The sequence below is a fragment of the Cylindrospermopsis curvispora GIHE-G1 genome, assembly GCF_014489415.1.
Taxonomy (GTDB): Bacteria; Cyanobacteriota; Cyanobacteriia; order Cyanobacteriales; family Nostocaceae; genus Raphidiopsis; species Raphidiopsis curvispora_A.
In genome coordinates this window covers 1,223,240-1,240,315 of sequence record NZ_CP060822.1, presented here as the reverse complement: position 1 = coordinate 1,240,315, position 17,076 = coordinate 1,223,240, and the positions used below count along the sequence as shown (strand labels likewise).

Here is a 17,076-nt window from a genome sequence, read left to right as displayed (position 1 = left end):
AGAGTGCATAGAAGGAAAAGAAACTGAATGGCAGAAATTGATAAGTCAATATCCTTTGATGGACGGGATATTCGACTGAAGGTCGGATTGTTAGCCCCTCAAGCAGGTGGTTCGGTGTTGATAGAATCGGGAGACACTGCCGTTTTGGTGACGGCCACAAGATCAGAAGCCAGAGAGGGCGTTGATTTTCTTCCCCTAACAGTAGATTATGAAGAAAGACTGTACGCTGCTGGAAGAATACCCGGTGGTATTATGCGCCGCGAGGGTCGGCCACCAGAAAGGGCTATTTTAACTAGTCGTTTGATTGACCGCCCATTGCGTCCCCTGTTCCCCTCCTGGTTAAGAGATGACCTGCAAATTATTGCTTTGACCCTCTCTATGGATGAGCTGGTGCCACCCGATGTGTTGGCTGTAACCGGAGCTTCTATCGCTACTCTGATTGCCCAAATTCCTTTTTATGGACCAATGGCAGCAGTACGTGTGGGTTTAGTTGGGGATGATTTTATTATTAACCCTACCTACGCCGAAATAGAAGCTGGTGATTTGGATTTGGTGGTTGCTGGCTCCCCCGATGGGGTAATTATGGTGGAAGCAGGAGCAAATCAGTTACCTGAACGGGATATTATTGAGGCCATTGACTTTGGTTATGAAGCAGTTAGGGATTTAATTCAAGCACAACGAGATTTAATTGCTGAACTGGGTTTGACTATTGTTCACCAAGAACCTCCAATACCCGATCAAAGTCTGGAAAACTATATCCGCGATCGCGCTAGTGAGGAAATTAAAAAAATACTCGCTCAGTTTGAATTAACTAAAACTGAACGCGATGCTGCCCTGGATGTAGTTAAAAGTGCGATCGCATCTAGCATTGAATCCCTTGGAGAGGAAGATCCTATTCGCATAGCTGCAACAGCTAATAGTCAAGTACTTGACAATACTTTTAAAGACATCACTAAGTACTTCATGCGTCGTCAAATTGTTGAAGACAATGTACGAGTAGATGGTCGCAAGTTAGATGAGGTACGTCCCGTTTCATCCCAGGTAGGAGTCCTACCCCGTCGTGTTCATGGCAGTGGATTATTTAATCGTGGATTAACTCAAGTATTGTCAGCTTGTACCCTTGGCACACCGGGGGATGCCCAAAGTTTAAGTGATGATTTACAAGTAGATCAGTCCAAACGTTACTTACATCATTACAATTTCCCTCCTTTCTCCGTAGGTGAAACTAAACCCTTGCGAGCCCCTGGAAGACGGGAAATAGGGCATGGAGCTTTAGCGGAAAGGGCAATTTTGCCTGTGCTTCCTACCAAAGAGCAATTCCCCTACGTCATTAGGGTGGTCTCGGAAGTTCTTTCTTCCAATGGCTCTACCTCCATGGGATCAGTTTGTGGATCTACCCTAGCTCTCATGGATGCGGGTGTTCCCATTACCAAACCTGTCAGCGGTGCTGCTATGGGTTTAATTAAGGAAGGATCGGAAGTACGGGTACTCACTGATATTCAGGGCATTGAAGACTTTTTGGGCGATATGGACTTTAAAGTGGCAGGTACTGATACGGGTATCACGGCACTACAAATGGACATGAAAATCTCTGGATTGTCTCTAGATGTAATTAAACAAGCCGTGGATCAGGCCAGGGATGCTCGATTGCACATTTTGGATAAGATGTTGCAAACTATAGACAAACCACGAACTGAAACTTCACCTTTTGCACCACGACTAGTCACAATTAAAATTGATCCTGATATGATTGGTTTAGTCATCGGTCCAGGCGGTAAGACCATCAAGGGTATTACGGAAGAGACGGGTGCTAAAATCGACATTGAAGATAGTGGTATTGTGACCATTTCCGCCATAGATGAAGGTAGAGCCAAACGAGCAAAAAGTATAATTCAGGGCATGACCCGCAAGCTCCACGAGGGAGATGTATATGTGGGTCGTGTGACAAGGATTATACCAATTGGGGCCTTTGTGGAATTTTTACCTGGTAAGGAGGGCATGATCCATATTTCCCAGCTGGCCGATTATCGTGTAGGTAAGGTGGAAGATGAAGTAGCTGTTGGTGAGGAGGTAATTGTCAAGGTTCGTGAAATTGATAGCAAGGGGAGAATTAACCTGACACGATTGGGCATTCATCCAGATCAGGCAGCTGCTGCACGAGAAGCCGCAGCAACAAATCGCTAGTTGTATCTAGCTTTGTCCAGAAGGTTTAGTGAAGAAGCGTTCTGGCTCACCCCCGGTGGCTAGGGCTATAGGATTTTAGATTGTAGATTAAGTATAATAAATCACAAATCTAAAATCCGTGATACCTGGGTAATGGGATATTCTCCAGTGATTGTATAATTTTCTTACTCGAAGGAAAATTTACACTTGTTATTCCATGGTCAGCGCTAAACGTTTACCAGAAACTACTGCCCACGTGAGAATCACCCGTCAATCCTGGCAACATGGCTTTCTGGAAGGTGATGTCAGTGCTGGCAATTTTGAATGGCATTTTGAATGGTATTTTCTCCGGGGAGAACTTTCCATTCAACCCTCTCGGGGAAGGGCCTTGATTAGGGATCCCCTGGGACGCTTTTTAGAAAAACAAGATTATCAATTGGAACCAGGAGGAGATTATACTTTTACTATTCGGGCCGAAATATGAACTATAGCCACTACAAGAGGTTGACAAATACTAAAACACTACTGGTCACAAATGGGATGACTAGTAGTGTTTTTGTGGCAAATCCCCAGTTCTTCAAGATAGCGTTCAATTAGGAGAATTGCTACAATATCATCTATAGCCCGTGGTGGTTGACGTAAACCTTTGGGTACGAGATTTGTTAATCCTCTGGGAGGAAACATCTGCCAATAACGGTCTCTTGCAGCTAAGGTAGTGTAACGTTCATCTACTAAGATAATATCCAAACTGGGGTTTAATTCCTGCTCCAGTTGCTGTTTCCAAGTTTTAGCTGTGGTTTGATTTCCCATCACAATTCTGGAAATGGAAAAAGTTGCCCTGAAATCAGAAATATGGGCGATCACCTGTTTAGCTGGCACAACTTCATGATGGTAAAGTTTACGGTCTATTCCCATCACTGCTACACCACATTTGTCACGTCCAGGGTCAAAGCCTAAAATTGTGCACTGTGTTTTTATACCATTTATATTATTCATTTTTAAGTGCTAAAAACAATTTTTCCATTGGATATTGCCACCAGTTTAACTCTTAAAGGACCTGCAGTATAGATATTTTCTGCAGCAACTGCTTTTACTTCCAAAGCTTGTTGAGACTGCTCCAGTTCAGAAAAAAATCGTAAAAAAGTGCCATCTATCTCTATTCTCTCCACAATGCCAGCATTTCGGGCACGGAACTGGGAAGCAGAAATTACTAGATCTAGCCTTTGACGCAGTTGATATGATGTCATACTTTTCATATCCGCAGAGGTTGTAGCCAATACCTGACCAGCAGAAAATACCAGTTGATTGGGCATAGCATCGGCAAAAAATTCTATTTGTTTTTCCCCTCTTACGTAGTTACCAGCAGAAAAAATTCTCACTACATATTCCCTACCATCCTGAATTTGTTTAGTCAGTTGTTCCACCCTTTCTTCACTTATACGTAGTAAGTCTGTGTTATTTTGGTTGGTTCCTGGTTCATTTAATTGAATGCTGGCGTTATTATTAGCTTCCTGAAATATTTGGGTAATGACCTGATTGGCAACGCTAGGTTTATTCACACTAACTACAGCAGATGCTATTACCTGACCACGAACCAAAGCCAATTTACCCAAACGTAGGTCGCGATAAGACTGATAATATTTTTCCAATCTTGCTACCTCTTGTTCTAAATACTGCTGCTGTTTTTCTAGCTCCCCTAGTTGCACTTCTCTACTAGCAATAATTTGTTCTCGTTTCCTAATTTCTAAATTGCGATTTTGAATTAGCCTATCCAAACCAGCAATTTTTCGATCTCGCTGTGCAATAATTGCTTTGCGGTTGAACAATTCTCGATCTCGTTTGGTAACTGCATTTTTAGCCTCATCAATAGCTTGTTGAGCTTGAGCATATAACTGCTGACGTTCACTTCTTAATTCTCCCACTGCCAATTGTAAGGCTTGGCGTTGTTGGTATAAATTTTCCAGTTCACCCAGGGCCTGTCTATACTGAACCACAACCTTACCTAGTTTGCTCTGGGTTCCCCGGAGTTGAGTTTGAGTTTTAATCTGTTTTGTAGTAGTAATGTCAAGTTTAGCTTGTGTAGCTTTTTGTTTACTATTTGCTTCTTGTAAAGACTTATTTGTTTCTATAAGCTGGTTTTTAGCTTCTTCTTGAGCTTTTCTAGCTGCAATTAGTCTATTCTCTATATTAATCTTCTGAGCTTCAGCAGTTTTTAATTGTTCCCGTTTGTTTCTGAGATCTTTTTGAATATCTTCTAACTCAAATACACCCTTTCTCAAACCCTCGTCGGCGGCAAATAAAATGGCCAAGGTGGTGGCGGAAATCACACTACCCGTAAAGATAGTGACAATAACCGCCGTTTTCTTGGGACGTAAATTAAACAGAGATAAACGTGCTTTACCTACTTTGGTACCAATGCGATCGCCGAGGGTGGCAATCACACCGCCCAAAATTAAAATTGCTGCTATGAGGATGTACCCAGTGGCCATCTTAATCCTACCGCCAAAAAAGCTTCCATATACACTTTACTACTTTTAACCATGGTCTGTGGAGAAAAAGAATTGGATAGAATAGTAAAGTTTAAATATTGTTTGACAGCCATAGGTATCCATGTCTTGGAGTCATAGAATTGCACCTTATTAAAATTGTTGCACGGTGGACACAGGGGGATATTGGTCCGTAAGAGTAAACACAACTTGCCTGGTGAATTAGACCCCCCTAAGCAAACTTAGCAACCTTTAGGTAAATTGCTTGCTTAATGCAACTGGTTTATGCACAGTGATTTTTTTCTTGTGGATAGAAATCATTTTTTTCTCCCGCAAGTCTCCTAGTAACCTGGTTACAGTCACTCGGGTGGAACCTATTGCTTCTGCGATCGCCTGATGGGATAACTTGAGGTCAACAGTAACCCCATCAGCACAGGGAACACCAAAGTCGCGACAGAGAATTAACAGAAAACTGACTAACCGAGAACCCATGTCTCGGTGGGCAAGAGTTTCAATCATCATCTCTGTTTGCAGAATCCGCGAGGAGAGGCCTCGCAGCATAAGCATTGACAATTCTGGATTTTCCTTGAGGGCCTGCTCTACCTGCTCAATTGGCGAAGAGAGCAATTCCACCGCAGTAAAAGCAACAGCATGGTAAAACCTGTCTGATTTATTACCTGTTAGCAATGACAAAACACCGAAAACGCTATTTTCTCGTAGCAGGGCCACTGTTATTTCTTCTCCCGCTTCATACACCCTGGAAAGTTTCACAGCACCTCTGAGAAGAAAATAAACTCGTTCGGCCGGATCCCCGGGAAAAAAGATGGTTTTGTTGCGTTCAAACGTCTCCACAACAGGGGGAAAAGCCCCCGTTGCCATTTGACGAAAAACATTTGCCAGGGCTTTATCTTGCATTACGATCATCTCCCTTCCCTTACCCAACACCGGAAAAACAAAAACTTAATACCTAAGAATACAACTGAAAAATCTAGAACGCACCGTCAATCTTTCTGTCTTTTACTATACTCAAATTTACCGGTTTATCTTATTTTGTCGATCATGATACCCAATTTTGGTGATTTTTAACCTAAAATGGTGGGTCACCCCTCCCCTGGAGGACAATTTTCGGGTTTTTTCGGTTCAAAATTTGCCAGATCTTTAATAACTTCTTAAAGAATCACCATAAAAAGGTTCATGGGGACGGAGAATTATGAAGATCACATTTAGGATAACATTTAATTTAACAATATTCTCAATAAGATCAATCGCGTTAACAATTTTTATGCTAAACCTGTCCGGTAAGAATGCCCTGGTTACGGGGATTGCCAATAGTCGGTCTATTGCTTGGGGTATTGCCCAACAACTACATGCAGCTGGAGCCAATCTGGGAATTACCTATTTGCCCGATGATAAGGGTAAGTTCGAAAAGAAGGTCCTGGAGTTAGTTGAACCCCTTAACCCTAGTTTATTTCTGCCCTGTAATGTAGAGAATGAAGAACAAATCCAAGCTACTTTTGACGCTATTCAACAAAAATGGGGTAAGCTAGATATTCTCATTCACTGTCTAGCTTTTGCTAATAAGGAAGATTTAAGTGGGGATTTTAGTCAAACTTCTCGCCTAGGATTTAATAAGGCTTTAGAGGTTAGCACTTATTCTCTTATTCAGTTAAGTGGAGCAGCTAAACCTTTGATGACAGAAGGTGGTAGTATTCTGACTCTTTCCTATTTGGGCGCAGTGCGGGCTATTCCTAACTATAATGTAATGGGAGTAGCCAAAGCTGGACTGGAAGCTAGTGTGCGTTACTTGGCAGCAGAACTGGGACCCCAAAATATTCGTGTCAATGGCATCTCCGCAGGTCCCATCCGCACTCTGGCTTCCTCTGCTGTGGGTGGTATTTTGGATATGATTCACCACGTTGAGCAAGTGGCTCCCCTTAAACGTACTGTAACTCAATTAGAGGTGGGTAGTGCAGCTGCTTTTCTATGTAGTGATTTATCCAGTGGAATTACCGGACAAATCCTATATGTAGATGCGGGATATGAAATTATGGGCATGTAACCTAGTTTGGAATATTAAGCATCACCGACGTTCTACGTCGGTTATTGTTTCAACTGCTTGCCAACGAACTAATAAATAACTATGAATTGACAATGAGTAAAGAAAGATACGCTACGGTTAAACGTGTTACAGGAGAAACAGATGTAACCGTATCCATTAACCTTGATGGTACGGGAATTTGTAAGTCTAATACGGGTATTTATTTTTTGGATCACATGATCCAGCAGATTGCCTCCCATGGTTTATTTGATTTGGATATTCAGGCTACGGGTGACTGGCAAATTGATGACCACCACACCAATGAGGATGTGGGTATTACTTTAGGTCAGGCTCTGCATCAGGCACTTGGTAATAAAAAGGGTATTGCCCGCTTCGGTCATTTCATCGCTCCTTTAGATGAAGCACTGGTCCAGGTAGCTTTAGATTTCTCTGGTCGCCCCCATGTCAGTTATGGATTACATATTAGTACTGAAAGGGTAGGAACCTATGATACTCAACTAGTGAGAGAGTTTTTTGTGGCCTTAGTAAATCATAGTCAAATGACTCTACATATTCGCCAACTGGATGGTATCAATTCTCATCATATTATTGAGGCTACCTTTAAGGCTTTTGCCAGAGCAATGCGCATGGCCGTCGAGATCGATCCTCGTCGCGCTCAAACTATTCCTAGTTCTAAAGGCGTGTTATAGTTGATAATAAAATACATTCATGTTTAACAATTCTCCAGCAATCCTTACCTCTCAGGTGGGCAAGGTTTACCGCACAGGATTTTGGTCCCATCACAAGATTATATCTCTCCAAAACTGCTCCCTAGAAGTCTATCCAGGAGAAACTTTTGGCCTTTTGGGACCTAATGGTGCAGGAAAAACTACTTTGTTAAAAATTTTACTGGGAATAAGTCGTCCTTCTAGTGGTAAAGGATTTTTGTTGGGGAAACCACTAGGCGATCGCTCGGTCAAAGAGTTTATTGGTTATTTACCAGAAAACCCCTATTTTTACGATTATCTGACTGGATACGAGTTGTTAGAGTTGACTGGGGGGATCTTCCGAATTTCCTCTCGTGTGCAACGACAACGGATAGTTCATCTATTAGAACTAGTTGGTTTATCCCAAAATCAAGCTCGCAAACAAAGGATTAGTTCCTATTCTAAAGGAATGGTTCAGCGAATTGGTTTAGCTCAGGCGTTGATCAATGATCCAGAAGTGCTGTTTTTGGATGAGCCTATGTCTGGACTTGATCCCTTAGCACAACATCAAATGCGAGCAATTATCCTTTCCCTTAAATCTGCGGGAAAAACCATCTTTTTCAACAGTCATGTATTAGGAGATGTGGAACAGATTTGCGATCGCATTGGCATATTAAATCAAGGACAAATAATTTGCAGTGGATCCCTGAGTGAATTGTTAGGGGAGGAGAAAAGTTATTATATCAGGGGTCAAGGAGGGGATAAAGAGATATTGCAAAAAAGATTGGGGGAGATACAATTTGAACGAGAAGCTATATGGCATGGCATCTTAAAAGAGGATTTATATGATTTTCTTGCCAGTTTGCGGTTAATGGGTGGGAAAGTGATTAAAATAAGCTTATGTCGTCAGTCCTTGGAGGATTTTTTTATTCAACAGTTATCCCAGTTAGCAACCTGCTCAAAACTTTAACCTAACCTTACTCAAAACTAATAGTTTGGACAAGTTACTCCCGGATAATGAAGCTTGTGGATGAAAATAAATGAAAACAATGCTATTGGGAACTTACACAGCTAACTATAGTCAGGACTTAGGTATAGAGCCAGAATGCTTACCCAACTCTCATTTTTAGCCATCAAACTTGTCTATAGCGTTCTGGCCAGGCTATATTTCCAAATTTTTTCAGCTGTTATAATGTCTAAACTTTACTATTACAGATGCCAAGCACAAACTCTCAGGTAAAAATGGTTAGCAAAAACTTCTGGAAACCAATTATCCATTCAAGCACAGCCCTAGTCTTACTGACCACCCTTAATACAGCCTGGCCATTGGTCAGTTTAGCCCAATCAAAACCTCAGCCAAAAGTAAATTCTGCCAGTTCTAGTCTATTCACCGATTACCTCCTAGGTGGTGGAGATCGGATTCGTGTGAACGTTTTTGAAGCGCCAGAATACACTGGGGAATATCAAATCCCTCCTGGGGGAGAAATCAACATGCCATTAATTGGCAGCATTCCCGTTTCTGGACTAACAACCCAACAAGCAGCAGACGAAATAGCCAGAAGATATGCTCGATTTCTCAAACGTCCTTTAATTTCCGTAAACTTATTAGCACCCCGTCCCATCAACGTTTTTGTCGCTGGAGAAGTGACACGACCTGGGTCCTATAGTTTGAGTTTACAAGGAACCGGAGGTAATAATCCTGGTGTACAATATCCCACAGTATTAGCCGCCCTGACCACAGCAGAGGGAGTAACACTAGCAGCGGATGTGACCAAGGTACAACTACGACGTCAGGTGGGACGTTCTGGAGAACAGGTGGTAAATCTCGACCTGAAACAAATTACCCAAACAGGAAGAATACCCATAGACATAACTCTCAGAGATGGAGACACCATATTTGTTCCCACTGCGACAGATTTTAACGTAGCTGAGGCCCGCAACTTATTTGCAGCCAGCTACGCTGCTAGTAGAACAGCACCGCGCCGGGTGGCCATTACTGGTCAAGTTTACCGTCCTGGTTCCTACTTGGTTGCTGCAGGGGGTGGAAATGACAGTGGTGGTTTGCCCACAGTAATGCGAGCCATTCAGTTATCGGGAGGAATCACATCCCAAGCTGACGTGCGCAACATTAAGGTTCGTCGTCCCACCAGAACTGACAAGGAACAAACCCTAAACATCAATTTGTGGGAACTGTTGCAAAGCGGAGACTTAAATCAGGATGTGGTGGTACAAGACGGTGACACTATTATTGTTCCCACAGCAACACAAGTAAACACAGCAGAGGTAACCCAGTTGGCCACTACCACCCTATCGCCCGCAACAATCAAGGTGGGGGTAGTTGGGGAGGTAAAAAGACCAGGGGTTACTGAGCTTCAGCCTAACAGTTCTTTAAACCAAGCTTTGTTAGCAGCTGGTGGATTCAATGATGCTAGGGCAAGTAGCAGTTCAGTGGACTTGGTTCGTCTTAATCCCAATGGTACAGTTACTAAACGAGCAGTAAAGGTTGACCTTTCTAAAGGGATAAATGAGGAGACCAACCCTATCCTGCGCAATAATGACGTTATAGTGGTGAATCGTTCAGTTCTGGCCAGAACGGGAGATACTTTAGGTGCAGTTACTGCTCCCCTAGCTCCCGTATTTAGCATCATTAGTCTATTCCGACTACTGGGATTTTAGCAGTGGGGGGGGAGATCCATAATCCCTGATCTCCCACCATCTGTAAACATCATTAAAACTGGTAGGAGAGTCCTAGAGATAGTACGGGATAAATATTTAACCATTTCAGGTCATTTTCTAGTTGTTGTCTTTCTTTCTCAACATCAGCTTGAATTTGGTTCCGGATCTCAGGTGTTGCAGCACCTCCAAATTGAGGTGCTAAATTAACTTTAGGGGATCCCGTAAACATGACACCTAAGTTGGCGGAAAAACTCCAACGGTTACCAGGTTTAACTGCATTTCCCCAACCAATTCCCAGATATGGGGCCACACTATTAGGAAAGGAAACTTTAGCTTTAACTGATCCTAACTGATCTGAGGTGTATTCTTGGTCGCCTATTTGTATTTTTTGATTACTGTTGGATTTGCCAGTTCCTTCTATATTGTTGTCTTGGAATACTAGACCTCCCGTTAAACGAAAACCGGAGTTTTTCCAAGGATGATAATCTACCAAAGTGGAGACACTGAACAAATTGAGTTTAGCATCATAATCAATCCCAGACTCGGTGATGTTAGCACTGGTACCAAACCCCCTAACTCCCAATTTGGCATTGAGATTGGGTGTGATTGATTTGGTTACCGTTGCACCAACACCAAGAGTACTAATTTCAGGAGTAATTGCCCAACCACTGGTTGTTGGACCAGTTTGGGTTGTTTCTTGGGTAGGTTGAGGGGGTTGTGGTGTTACCGGTTGTGCAGGAGTGCTAGCACAACGGGAATTCAAAGGGTAGACCTTACAAAATTCTTCCAAATTAATTGGTGTTTCCGCTAACAAATCGGCAGCTTGGTAAGAAAAAGTACCTGGTTGTAGGGTCACCACCTGTGCCAATACTGTCTGACTGGTGGAGGTTACAATAGCCAACCCGCTGGTTAATGTCAATACTGATGTAGCTAGACCTGTTAATTTATCTATCTTAATATTCATGTTAATCCCCCACACCATGTTTTTAATTTAATGCAATAACCTAACTCATTTTTAGTTCCCTGTCAATCTAAAAGTTACTGAAAATTATTATCGGTATCCTGATTCAGACCTGCCTAAGTATAAGTGGGTGGGTGGAATTAAATATAATATGAACGTAGGATGGGTTGAGGAACGAAAGCCATCCTACAAATAATTGTGCCTCCCTACTTAGTGGAGATAGTGAACATACATTAAACATTAAAATATATAATCGAAATTCGCCATATCAGTCTTCCCACTGTAACAATCAGCTAAGTTAGAAGAGAACTAACCTGAAGAGTTCTCCATGGCTAAAGCTATAAATATCTACAAACAGGAGGTTAAATCTTGCCTAAGTTAAAGATTGCCATTAATGGTTTCGGACGTATTGGCCGTCTGGTACTCCGTGCTGGTATTAATAATCCTAATATTGAGTTTGTGGGAATTAATGATTTGGTTCCCCCAGACAATCTGGCCTATCTTTTAAAGTACGACTCTACCCATGGTAAATTAAAAAACCAGATAGAACCCAGGGAAGATGGTATGGTTATTGATGGTCATTTCATCCCTTGTGTTTCCGTGAGGAATCCCGCTGAACTACCTTGGGGTAAATTGGGTGTAGACTATGTGGTGGAATCTACAGGACTATTTACGGATTTTACCGGAGCGGAAAATCACTTACAAGCGGGCGCTAAACGAGTGGTGATTTCTGCTCCCACAAAAGATCCTCAAAAGGTGAAAACAATCGTGGTTGGTGTTAACCATGAATCCTACAATCCCAATGAGGATTTCATCGTCTCTAATGCTAGTTGTACTACAAATTGTTTGGCCCCAATTGCTAAAGTAATTAATGACAACTTTGGGTTAGCAGAGGGACTGATGACCACAGTTCATGCTATGACTGCTACCCAACCTACAGTGGACGGACCCAGCAAAAAAGACTGGCGCGGTGGTAGGGGAGCTGCTCAAAATATTATTCCCTCTTCTACCGGTGCTGCTAAAGCAGTGGCCCTAGTTTTACCAGAATTGAAGGGTAAGTTAACGGGAATGGCTTTTAGGGTGCCCACACCGGATGTGTCCGTAGTGGATTTAACCTTCAAAACTGTGCAGGCTACTTCTTACAAGGATATTTGTGCAGCGATGAAACAAGCTGCTACAGGTTCCCTGGTGGGCATTTTGGGTTATACCGATGAAGAGGTGGTTTCTACGGACTTTCAAGGTGATGCCCACTCTAGTATTTTTGATGCTGGTGCGGGTATAGAGTTAAATTCTCATTTCTTTAAGGTTGTTTCCTGGTATGACAATGAGTGGGGTTATTCCAACAGGGTTGTGGATCTAATTGTGTACATGGCACAAAGAAATAGATAACTGCTACTGTTGGTATTTCTCATCATTCCTCTGGGCTTAATTGGGTTGTGCTACCCCCACCCTACTCTTAATTTCTATGATGCGTCGCACCAAGATTATCTGCACTATTGGTCCTGCTACAGCTGCACCGGAAAAGTTACAAGCTTTAGTAGAAGCGGGAATGAATGTGGCAAGACTAAACTTTTCCCATGGAGCTTATGAGACACATGCCCAAACGTTTCACAATTTAAGACGCATTAGTAATGAAGCTGGTAGACCTGTGGCAATCTTACAGGATTTATGTGGTCCCAAAATTCGTTTGGGAAAACTCCCACCAGAAGGGATCATGTTGGCAGCTGGTAGTGAGGTAACTTTTCTTTTACAGGAAAAGGGGGAAAATACTCAAGAATTACCTTTGCCTCTACCCACTTTATTTGCCATGATTCGATCTGGTGAGCCAATTCTGATTAATGATGGTCGGGTAAAGTTAACTGTGGTTAGTCGCAATGCTGACCAAATTCGTGCACGGGTAGATACTGGTGGATTAGTTTCCTCCCATAAGGGTGTGAATTTACCTGGCACTCCTTTACCTGTAAGTTCAATTACAGAAAAGGACCTGCAAGACCTACGGTTTGGAATGGAGTTAGGTGTGGACTGGGTAGCAGTGTCTTTTGTGCGCTCTACCCAGGATTTGGAACCCGCTAGACGGATGATTGAGGGTGCTGGTTCTAAAATTCGTCTGATTGCTAAAATCGAACGTCCTGAGGCCGTTGAACACTTGGATGATATTCTCAAGGTGGCTGATGCAATTATGATTGCTCGTGGTGATTTGGGTGTGGAAATGCCTATTCACCAAGTGCCATTAATTCAAAAGGATATTACTCATCGCTGTAACCTGATTGGTAAGCCTGTAATTACGGCTACTCAAATGTTAGAGTCTATGATTAGCTCCCCTGATCCAACTCGAGCGGAGGCAACGGATGTAGCTAATTCCATTTTAGATGGTACGGATGCGGTAATGTTATCCGGAGAAACTGCCGTGGGTGAGTATCCTATAGCAGCAGTACAAACAATGCACAACATCGCTTTACAAACAGAGAAGGCAATTAAAGAAGGAAGTAAACATACTTGGAACCGTGAGTCTGGTCTTCTGAGTGTCACGGAATCTGTTGCCCAGGCGGTTTGTCGAATTGCTTATGAGACGGGTGCTAAGGCCATTCTTTGCAATACTACTTCTGGCAGCACAGCAAGATTGATTTCTAAATATCGTCCTTTGACCCCGATTATTACTCTGACCTCTGAACCTATTGCTTATCATCAGTTAGCATTGTCCTGGGGTGTTCAACCTTTGTTAATTCCCCCAGTTTATCATGCTGAGGAGATGTTTACTAATGTGGTGAGTACGGTAGTTAATCAAGGTTTTGTGGAAATGGGTGATAAGGTGGTTATTACCTCAGGAGTTCCAATTGGTATGTCAGGCACAACAAGTTTAATCAAAGTGCATTCTATTGGACAACCAATTACAGCTTAGTAGATCTAAAATGGCTATGAGATACCGCTGATAAAGGGCAATTCTGGGAGAAAGGTTGCCATAATGGTAATCGTTTGGAATATCAAAGAGTTTAAATATTTGGGGATTAGTAAATCCTGAACCCAAGAAAATCATGGAGTATACTATGTCTAAAAACTTACTAGAACAGTTGCGTGAAGTAACCGTGGTTGTAGCAGATACTGGTGATATTCAAGCTATTGAAAAATTTAAACCCCAGGATGCAACAACAAATCCCTCTTTGATTACTGCAGCAGCTCAAATGCCCGAATATCAACATATTGTTGACCAAACTCTCATTAAGGCTAAGAAAGATGCTGGAAATAAGGCTAGTCATCAAGAGGTGGTTTCTCTAGCTTTTGACCGCTTGGCAGTTTCCTTTGGTTTAAAGATTCTGCAAATTATTCCTGGTCGGGTTTCTACGGAAGTGGACGCTCGTTTGTCATACGATACTAATGGAACTGTGGCTAAGGCTAGATATTTGATTTCTGAGTATCAAGCAGCAGGAATTTCTGCAGACCGGGTTTTGATTAAGATTGCTGCTACTTGGGAAGGCATTAAAGCGGCGGAGATTTTAGAAAAAGAGGGTATTCACTGCAATTTAACTCTATTGTTTGGAATTCATCAGGCCATAGCTTGTGCTGAAGCTGGAATTACCCTGATTTCTCCTTTTGTGGGACGGATTCTAGATTGGTATAAAAAAGACACAGGCAGATCTAGCTATCCCCCCGCAGAAGACCCCGGTGTGTTATCCGTAACTAAAATCTATAACTACTATAAAAAGTTCGGCTATCAAACTGAGGTGATGGGCGCTAGTTTCCGTAATATGGGGGAAATTACTGAGTTGGCTGGTTGTGATTTATTGACTATTTCCCCCGCTTTATTATCGGAATTGCAAAATACTGTGGCGGAGTTACCTCGGAAACTGGATCCGGTAACTACTTCTGGTTTGTCTATTGACAAAATATCGGTTGATCAGGCTACTTTTGAGCGCATGCACGCTGCCGATCGCATGGCTTCGGATAAACTGAGGGAGGGAATTGATGGTTTTACTAAGGCTTTAATCAGTTTGGAGGAATTACTAACAGCTAGATTAAGTCGTTTAGAAGCCGAAATGGTAGGTGTTGGTTAAACAACTGAGATTTTGAATTTTAGACTGGATGGAGAAATTGCCCAGATCCTTGAGAGATCTGGGCAATTTTTGATTATGGCTTTACCCAGAATTTCATGCTATTTTGGAATGTGGAAAATAAAAATCAACAAAATCTTTATACTAGCCAAAAGCAAGTTAATTAAGGATTACAGAGGGATTCCAAGGTAATGGCGCTCATAGTTCAAAAATACGGTGGTACTTCCGTTGGTTCTGTGGAACGTATTCAAGCGGTAGCCAGGCGCATCCATGGCACTGCACAGGGGGGAAATTCTGTTGTGGTTGTGGTTTCTGCTATGGGAAAAACCACTGATGGGTTAGTGAAGCTGGCCCATGAAATTTCCCCTAGTCCCACCCGTCGGGAAATGGATATGTTGCTTTCCACAGGAGAGCAGGTAACTATTGCTCTCCTCAGTATGGCTTTACAGGAAATTGGCCAGTCGGCTATTTCTCTGACTGGAGCCCAGGTGGGTATTGTTACTGAGGCAGAGCATACTCGTGCCCGGATTTTACACATTGAAACTGAGCGTTTAATTAGCCATTTAAATGCCGGTCAGGTGGTAGTGGTTGCAGGTTTTCAAGGAATTTCTAACACTTCAGCCATGGAAATTACTACCCTGGGACGTGGAGGGTCTGATACTTCAGCAGTGGCTTTGGCTGCGGCTTTAAAGGCTGATTTCTGTGAGATTTACACGGATGTACCCGGTATTTTAACTACTGATCCCCGGTTAGTACCGGAGGCTCAGTTAATGAAGGAAATTACCTGTGATGAAATGCTGGAATTGGCTAGTTTGGGTGCTAAGGTGTTACATCCTAGGGCGGTGGAAATTGCCAAGAATTATGGTGTACCATTGGTGGTGAGATCTAGTTGGACTGACCAACCGGGAACCTGGGTCACATCTAATAAGGTTCAAGAACGGGCCATGGTCAATTTGGAGCTGGCCCGTCCTGTGGATGCGGTAGAGTTTGATATTGATCAGGCTAAAGTCTCTTTATTACGCGTCCCTGATCGACCAGGGGTGGCGGCTCGATTGTTTAATGAGATTGCCGATCAGCAGGTAGATGTGGATTTGATTATTCAATCAATTCATGAGGGTAATTCTAATGATATTGCTTTTACTGTAAATACACCTATTTTGAACCGAGCGGAAGCTGTGGCTTCAGCTATTGCTCCAGCTTTGAGAAATAACGACGGCTCTAATGAAGCAGAAGTGTTCGTAGAAAGGAATACGGCAAAGGTCAGTATTTCTGGAGCAGGGATGATTGGCCGCCCCGGAGTAGCTGCTAAAATGTTTGCTACTCTGGCTAAAGCTGGTGTGAATATTCAAATGATTTCTACTAGTGAGGTTAAAGTTAGTTGTTTAGTTGCTGCAGTAGATTGCGATCGCGCTATTTTTTCTCTCTGTCAGGAGTTTGAAGTTAATGCGTCTACACGTAATATTAATTCTGCGGACTCCATACATTCCACTGTATGTGGTGTTGCGTTAGATATGAATCAGTCCCGACTGGCAATTCGTCATGTGCCAGATCAACCGGGGATAGCTGCAAAGTTGTTCGGTTTACTGGCTGAATCTAACATCAGTGTGGATATGATTATTCAGTCTCAACGCTGTCGGGTAATTGATGGCGTACCTTGTCGGGATATAGCTTTTACCACAAACCGCGCGGATGGAGAAAATGCTCAAGCTAAAATCAATCAAGTTGCTACACAGTTGGGATGGGGACAAGTCATCCTAGATGACGCCATTGCCAAGGTTAGTGTTGTTGGTTCGGGAATGGTTGGTCAACCAGGGGTAGCAGCTAAAATGTTCACAGCTTTGGCGCAAAATCAAATTAATATTCAAATGATTACTACTTCAGAAATCAAAATTAGCTGTGTTGTATCAGAAAAAGAAGGGGTTAAAGCATTACAGATAATTCACACTGCTTTTGGACTAGCTGGAACCCATAAGTTTGTGGTTCCAGCATAATTTGGCAA

The 17,076-nt window shown here is 42.6% G+C and carries 14 protein-coding genes; 10 read left to right on the top strand and 4 right to left on the bottom strand.

From position 1 onward, the window contains the following. Positions 1-27 precede the first annotated feature (27 nt). Positions 28-2,184 carry a polyribonucleotide nucleotidyltransferase gene (locus tag IAR63_RS05825; RefSeq protein ID WP_187706913.1) on the top strand — a complete coding sequence of 719 codons (2,157 nt, stop codon included), beginning with the start codon at positions 28-30 and terminating at the stop codon, positions 2,182-2,184. A gap of 196 nt (positions 2,185-2,380) precedes the next feature. After that, positions 2,381-2,647 (top strand): DUF3146 family protein, encoded by a 267-nt coding sequence (locus IAR63_RS05820; protein WP_006276417.1) that lies wholly within the window; start codon positions 2,381-2,383, stop codon positions 2,645-2,647. Between the two features lie 38 nt (positions 2,648-2,685). Here IAR63_RS05820 and IAR63_RS05815 read toward each other — a convergent pair whose 3' ends face one another. From IAR63_RS05815 to ntcA, 3 genes are all read right to left on the bottom strand, one after another. Then, entirely contained in the window at positions 2,686-3,159 is a 474-nt protein-coding gene (locus IAR63_RS05815) for a pre-16S rRNA-processing nuclease YqgF (protein ID WP_141303863.1), read from the bottom strand. A gap of 2 nt (positions 3,160-3,161) precedes the next feature. Next, a complete protein-coding gene (locus tag IAR63_RS05810; protein WP_187706912.1) occupies positions 3,162-4,652 on the bottom strand; it encodes a DUF3084 domain-containing protein in 1,491 nt (496 codons plus the stop codon). Positions 4,653-4,901: 249 nt separating this feature from the next. Continuing rightward, a complete protein-coding gene (ntcA, locus tag IAR63_RS05805; protein ID WP_040008442.1) occupies positions 4,902-5,573 on the bottom strand; it encodes a global nitrogen regulator NtcA in 672 nt (223 codons plus the stop codon). A 358-nt stretch (positions 5,574-5,931) separates the two neighbouring features. Between ntcA and fabI the strand changes: the two genes are divergently transcribed. The 4 genes from fabI to IAR63_RS05785 all read left to right on the top strand — a co-directional run bounded on the left by fabI (position 5,932) and on the right by IAR63_RS05785 (position 10,070). Next, on the top strand, positions 5,932-6,708 hold the full coding sequence (gene fabI, locus IAR63_RS05800) for an enoyl-ACP reductase FabI (RefSeq protein WP_187706911.1): 777 nt from the start codon (positions 5,932-5,934) through the stop codon (positions 6,706-6,708). 92 nt (positions 6,709-6,800) lie between these two features. Further along, entirely contained in the window at positions 6,801-7,397 is a 597-nt protein-coding gene (hisB, locus tag IAR63_RS05795) for an imidazoleglycerol-phosphate dehydratase HisB (protein WP_187706910.1), read from the top strand. 19 nt (positions 7,398-7,416) lie between these two features. Continuing rightward, positions 7,417-8,364, top strand: a complete 948-nt coding sequence (locus IAR63_RS05790) for an ABC transporter ATP-binding protein (RefSeq protein WP_187706909.1) — start codon at positions 7,417-7,419, stop codon at positions 8,362-8,364. A 272-nt stretch (positions 8,365-8,636) separates the two neighbouring features. Next, positions 8,637-10,070 (top strand): polysaccharide biosynthesis/export family protein, encoded by a 1,434-nt coding sequence (locus IAR63_RS05785; protein WP_187707378.1) that lies wholly within the window; start codon positions 8,637-8,639, stop codon positions 10,068-10,070. Between the two features lie 52 nt (positions 10,071-10,122). On the opposite strand, the gene IAR63_RS05780 is transcribed toward IAR63_RS05785, so the two are convergent. Further along, the gene (locus tag IAR63_RS05780; protein WP_235678364.1) at positions 10,123-11,034 is read right to left on the bottom strand and encodes a hypothetical protein; all 912 of its coding nucleotides are present in this window, start codon (positions 11,032-11,034) and stop codon (positions 10,123-10,125) included. 366 nt (positions 11,035-11,400) lie between these two features. Here IAR63_RS05780 and gap point away from each other — a divergent pair, with 366 nt between their 5' ends. From gap to IAR63_RS05760, 4 genes are all read left to right on the top strand, one after another. After that, entirely contained in the window at positions 11,401-12,420 is a 1,020-nt protein-coding gene (gap, locus tag IAR63_RS05775; protein ID WP_187706908.1) for a type I glyceraldehyde-3-phosphate dehydrogenase, read from the top strand. A gap of 79 nt (positions 12,421-12,499) precedes the next feature. Continuing rightward, positions 12,500-13,930: a pyruvate kinase gene (pyk, locus tag IAR63_RS05770; RefSeq protein WP_187707377.1), complete on the top strand. Its 1,431-nt coding sequence runs from the start codon at positions 12,500-12,502 to the stop codon at positions 13,928-13,930. Positions 13,931-14,075: 145 nt separating this feature from the next. Continuing rightward, on the top strand, positions 14,076-15,080 hold the full coding sequence (locus IAR63_RS05765) for a transaldolase (protein ID WP_187706907.1): 1,005 nt from the start codon (positions 14,076-14,078) through the stop codon (positions 15,078-15,080). 188 nt (positions 15,081-15,268) lie between these two features. After that, entirely contained in the window at positions 15,269-17,068 is a 1,800-nt protein-coding gene (locus IAR63_RS05760) for an aspartate kinase (RefSeq protein WP_187706906.1), read from the top strand. The last annotated feature ends 8 nt before the right edge of the window (positions 17,069-17,076 follow it).